Origin of the sequence: Rhizobium sp. BR 317, from assembly GCF_047445835.1 — a bacterium.
In the GTDB taxonomy this organism is placed as follows: Bacteria; Pseudomonadota; Alphaproteobacteria; order Rhizobiales; family Rhizobiaceae; genus Rhizobium; species Rhizobium paranaense.
Map to the genome: position 1 here is coordinate 1 of NZ_JARWLB010000223.1, position 519 is coordinate 519.

At 60.2% G+C, this 519-nt stretch carries 2 protein-coding genes; both read right to left on the reverse strand.

Features of this window, described 5'->3' with window-relative positions:
- On the reverse strand, window positions 1-178 hold a 178-nt coding region (locus tag QD357_RS32930; protein ID WP_414126178.1), incomplete at its 3' end, for an NAD(P)(+) transhydrogenase (Re/Si-specific) subunit beta.
- A gap of 17 nt (window positions 179-195) precedes the next feature.
- Window positions 196-519 (reverse strand): proton-translocating transhydrogenase family protein (locus QD357_RS32935; protein WP_414126177.1); only part of this gene is annotated, 324 nt, incomplete at its 5' end.

A 519-nucleotide genomic window follows, 5' to 3' on the forward strand; every position in this document is an offset into this window, starting at 1 on the left:
TGATGAACCAGTTGCCGACGCCGGGTCCGAAGACGGTGGCGACTACGGCGAGCGCCATGCCGACAATGCCGTACCAGACGGCGCGCTTGGCGCTTTCCTGGCCGGAGAGCCCGCCGAGCGACAGAATGAAGAGGACAGCCGCGGAGATATAGGCAGCCGAAACGATACCGATGGTCATGGATTAAAGCCTCTAACTCAGGACTTCTGGAACATGGCGAGCATGCGGCGTGTTACGAGGAAGCCGCCGACAATGTTGATCGTGGCGACCAGCACCGAAAGCGCTGCCAGCGCCACGACAAGYCAATGGCTTGAGCCGACCTGAAGAAGCGCGCCAAGGATGACGATACCGGAGACCGCATTCGTCACTGCCATCAGCGGCGTGTGGAGGGAATGGCTGACATTCCAGATCACCTGGAAGCCGACGAAACAGGAAAGTACAAAGACGACGAAATGGCTCATGAAGCTGGCTGGCGCGACGGCGCCGACCACCAGAAGCAGAGCGGTCGCTACGAACAGCAG